At 33.3% G+C, this 4,960-nt stretch carries 2 protein-coding genes; both read left to right on the forward strand.

Translation table 11 applies throughout. The annotated features are described in order from the left end of the window. The first annotated feature begins 125 nt into the window (after nucleotides 1-125). On the forward strand, nucleotides 126-638 hold the full coding sequence (locus AC3DU7_RS21030) for a pyroglutamyl-peptidase I family protein (protein WP_488041253.1): 513 nt from the start codon (nucleotides 126-128) through the stop codon (nucleotides 636-638). A 1,565-nt stretch (nucleotides 639-2,203) separates the two neighbouring features. After that, nucleotides 2,204-4,960 (forward strand): EAL domain-containing protein (locus tag AC3DU7_RS21035; protein WP_488041254.1); only part of this gene is annotated, 2,757 nt, incomplete at its 3' end.

The raw sequence follows: 4,960 nt of genomic DNA on the forward strand, positions 1-4,960 counted from the left end.
CGCTTTTTCATCCCCTTGAAAGGGGAGGCTTGAGACCTTATTTTTTGGTCAGGAGTCAGATTCTCTTCTGCCTTCTGCCTTTGCTGATAATTTACACATTTTTTTATTTTATCTTTGTTTGAAGAATGAAAATCAAAGTTTTACTGACATCATTTGATATATGGAAACCTCACCATAAATCTAATTCTTCTGATGATTTACTTGGTCTAATATTTTTGCAAAATTGCAAGAATTATTCGTTAATTTTTTTAAGAAAGTTGCCTGTTGATGTACAGGTAGCTACAAAGACTGTTATTCATAAAATAGAAGAGATTAAGCCTGATTTGATTATTTGTTGTGGTATGGCAGAAAAAAGGGAAATTCTTACAATAGAATCTCAAGCTAGTTGTGGAGAAGTGGTGATGAAAACTTCTATTGATTTAGCAGAGTTAGTTGTAGGTTTGGATATGACTGAAATTAGTAATGATGCTGGAAAATTTGTTTGTGAAGGTTTGTATTATTCAGTCTTAAAATATCTAGAACTGAATTGTTTGAAAAGTAAATGTATTTTTATTCATGTGCCTATTTTAACAGAAGATAATCAGGATGTAATTGTAGGAAATTTCTTAAAATTATTATCATTTTTAAGTCAAGAATGAATATTTTAAAATAGTTTAAAACAGTCTTTTTTCATTACAATCTCCTTTTTTTGCTGAGATATGATAGCTAATAGCTGTTTGCGTTTGCGTAGCATCCTGCAGTGAATCATTCCACAGGAAATGCTTACCAAGTAACAAAAAACAGATGAAAATTTACAATCATTAAAACCTAGGAAAAACAAAGTTTAGTCGTCTGGCAAATGCAGAATTAAATTGAAGATAACTGGCCTCGGAAAATCCAGATGCAACCATAGTATAATTAGTGAATTATTGGCGCTGAAAATGGGAAATTGGATGAGTCGGACAGCCATGTGTCGAGCTTTAAAAAAAACTTGTATTAACCTTTGAAAACAAGTGAATGCGTAATTCTGGGATTTACTCAAAATTTAAGACGCACTCAAGAAAAATATTTGTGCAAATATGTAACACCAAAGTTATTTGTCGATCTTTATACTCTCCCGACCTTCATCTCATTAAATTATGCTACTCACAACTGAAATCAATATATATGCAGTATACGTAATTTTCTATTCGTCAGAAAATATTGCTAATTAGGGTTGGCTGAAAAAGTATGAGTGGTAAGGGTAGGAGCCAGAATCGGTGAATCGGTGAAGTCAGGAGGAATGGGAATTATAGAAGAGGTAGTCAGAAGAATCTTCCCAAGATTGTTCTTACCCTATGTTGCCCAAAATACGCTCCTTTTTGAGCAATTAGAGTTAAAGACCAGGTACTTTTTCAAGACCTAAAAAGGCACTTACCTTTATCTGCAAAGACTTTTAGATTTATTCACCAAGCCCTAATTAACTTAGCTTTAACAACATTAAAATCATTTGAAAAGTATTAGTGCAAGATGGCGAAAATAACTAACTACTTACAAAATTATCAAACAATTACAAATCAATACTTTTGACTTTTAAATTTTAACTTTTAACTTCTGAGTAGCGACATTAGTTACTTACATTTGAGAATCTAAAAAAATGAAGAATAGATTTTAAGTTTGAATTACCTTCATTGACAGTATATTTTTTTTGTGATAACATAATTGTATGCTCTATAAATATATTCATTAGGGATAAACTATATCTGCAATTACCTATAGCTAAACTGACTCCGGATTGAACCAATATACGAATAATCTAGAAGTTATAGCAAGAGTAAATGCTTCTAATAAAGGTTATAAGTATAGAAAGAACTGACTTAACTGACTTAAAGAATATTATTAAGTAGGTACGCACAAAAAAAACTTAATAATAGTTAAGTTTTGTAAATCAACTCAAAACTCCAATCTACAGTTGATTTGAGAGTAAATTTACATTTTGTTACATAGCGAAAATTTTAATACCGATCTACTTAATAGTACCGAAAAATACTCCACTAAAGTGATGATACTAAAAACTATTAGTATTCGATATGGCATTCTCACGTCTCAAAAAACTTGATTTTTGTAATTCTGTACTATACCTATAAGCCTTGAGTCAGTTAATTAATTAAGTATAGGGCAAGATACTCAACCTACTTAAGATGTATAAAAAATTATACTGATATATCTAATTATGTTTCCTGTCATGAATAATTGTATATGGGTGTTAGATCAAACAGGGTGTTTTTTAAAAAGTCTTCCAGTAAATACAGAAGTCGGCTTCTCAGAGTATAAATATCTAGAAATTCAGAAAATATGTCAAGTTATTGAAAATAGTCATAAAAACTTTTTGAGCAATCATGTTCAAATTTGTTTACAAACAAATCGTCCGGTTGAAATAGAAAAAATATCTTATATAGAAGAACAAAATGTAAAAATTAACGCTATAATTTATCCCATTAGTAAAGATAAAGTCATCTTGATTCCTCATAATATTCAAGTGATAGATTCCAATATTCAATCACAAAAAAAACACTCTACAGTTACAGAAACAGATGAACAATTACAAACACTTTTAGAAGCAATACCAGGATTAGTTTCTTGGATTAGCTCAGATTTATATTATTTAGGAGTGAATACACATTTAGCTGAAATTTACAAATTATCTCCAGAAGAATTTATTGGTAAAAAGATTGGTTTTATGAGTGAATATAATGCAGAATTTCCCAAATTTGTACGTAATTTTTTTGGTAGTAATTCCACAGTTACTATACAAGAAATGACATCATCTTTAGGTCAATATCTTATAGTTGCTCAAAAATACAATCAGGGTAAATCAGCATGTACTGTTGGACTTGATATTACAGAACTGCGACAAACAGAAACAGCCCTAGCATTGACAGGTAAAGCTGTAGAAAGTAGCAGCGAAGCGATTAGTATGACCGATGCTAGTGGTAATCACATCTATCAAAATCCAGCATTTACTCAACTTTTTGATTACGCCACAGTAGAAGAATTAAACGCTAATGGTGGGTTACTAAGTTTGATAACAGATGAGAGAGCAGCGAAACAAATATCTGACACTATGAAAAATGGAAAATCATGGAATGGTGAAGTTTCCTGTCGTAGTCGTAGCGATCGCCTAATCCAGATTTTTCTCCGAATAGATGCAATCGAAGATACAAAAAAGCAAGTAGTAGGATTTGTTGCTATTAGTGCAGATATTACCCAGCGTAAGCAAGCAGAGAAACAACTGCGAGAAAATGAGCAAAGATTTCGAGCGCTAATTGAAAATAGTACAGATATTATCCAAATTTTAGACGAAAATGGCATTTACCAATACCTTAGTCCCTCCCAAGAAAGAATTTTAGGTTACACTTGTAAAGAATTAATAGGTAAATCTGTATTAGAGTTAATTCACCCCAACGATCGGTGGTGGATGAAACAGGTAATAGAAGAAGTAAAACAGCATCCGAAAACACGCAGGGGATTAGATGAATATCGAGTCCGCCATAAAAATGGTAGTTGGTGTGTATTTGAAGCAGTAGCAATGAATTTACTGGATGATAAATCAGTTCAGGGAATTGTCATCAACTGCCACGATGTAACAGAAAGAAAATCAGCAGAGGATAAACTGCTGTATCAATCTTTTTATGATAGCCTCACAGATTTGCCAAATAGAGCTTTATTAATGGAACGAATACAGCAAGCATTGGCACGCACGCGCAAAAACCCCAATTATATATTTGCTGTACTCACTATTAACTTAGATAGATTTAAAATAATTAATGAAAGTCACGGCCACTCTATGGGAGACCGACTCTTAATTGAAATTGCCAAAAGAATCCAAATTTGTTTGCGAGCAATAGATACAGTAGCACGAATAGGTAGTGATGAGTTTGTTATTCTCCTAGAGAACGTTTACGATCAAGGAGATGCCATAGGGTTAGCAACTCTCATACAAACAGCGATCGCTCAACCTATAGAATTCCATACTCAGAGACTCTTCATTACTGCTAGTATCGGTATTGTCATCAGTTCAGATGATTATCAATGGGCGGGCGATCTGCTCCGAGATGCTAATATTGCTATGGATCGATCCAAAGCTCAAAATCAGGGAAGTTATTTAGTCTTCACCAGATCCATGCACAAACACGTTACAGAAATGATGCAGTTAGAGCATGAGCTGCATCACGCGGTAGAGGTGCTAGAAAATTTAGCTTCCCCAGTTACCAATAATTTTTTGCTCAACTACCAACCAATTATTTCTCTATGTACAGGTAAATTATTAGGGTTTGAAGCTTTAGTACGCTGGCGACATCCTAAACGCGGTATTATTTCTCCAATAAAATTTATCCCTCTGGCAGAAGAAACAGGTTTGATTATTCCCCTCGGTCAGTGGGTATTGTGGGAAGCTTGTCGTCAACTCCAAGAATGGCAGAAAACCTACTCTCAAACTGACCTGACTGTAGCTGTGAATATTTCTGGTAAACAGTTTTCTCAATATAACTTAATTTTACATATTCAACGTATTTTGCAACAGACAGGTATAAATCCTCAAAAGTTGAAAATAGAGATTACAGAAAGTGTGGTAATGGATAATGCTGAGTCTGCTATTACCGTTTTATCTCAACTGCAAGAGTTAGGAATACAGTTAAGTGTTGATGATTTTGGTACAGGATATTCATCTCTGAGTTATTTGCATCGTTTCCCTATTAATACTTTGAAAATAGATAAATCTTTTGTGACGAATATTGGAGTTAATGGCGAAAATTGTGAAATTGTGCGAGCAGTGATTACATTAGCTCATAGTCTGGGATTAGATGTGATAGCAGAAGGCATAGAAACAGAGCAACAGTTGACTCAACTCAAGAATTTAGGATGTGAATATGGTCAGGGATACTTTTTCTCTCAACCTGTAGATGCGGCAAGAGCAACAGCATTATTAGATACTAATTTTTTT

It is taken from the genome of Okeania sp., assembly GCF_983059655.1.

Bases quoted from the DNA above. Each gene is read 5' to 3' on its own strand.
- AC3DU7_RS21030 (WP_488041253.1), top strand. From the start codon at position 126: ATGAAAATCAAAGTTTTACTGACATCATTTGATATATGGAAACCTCAC.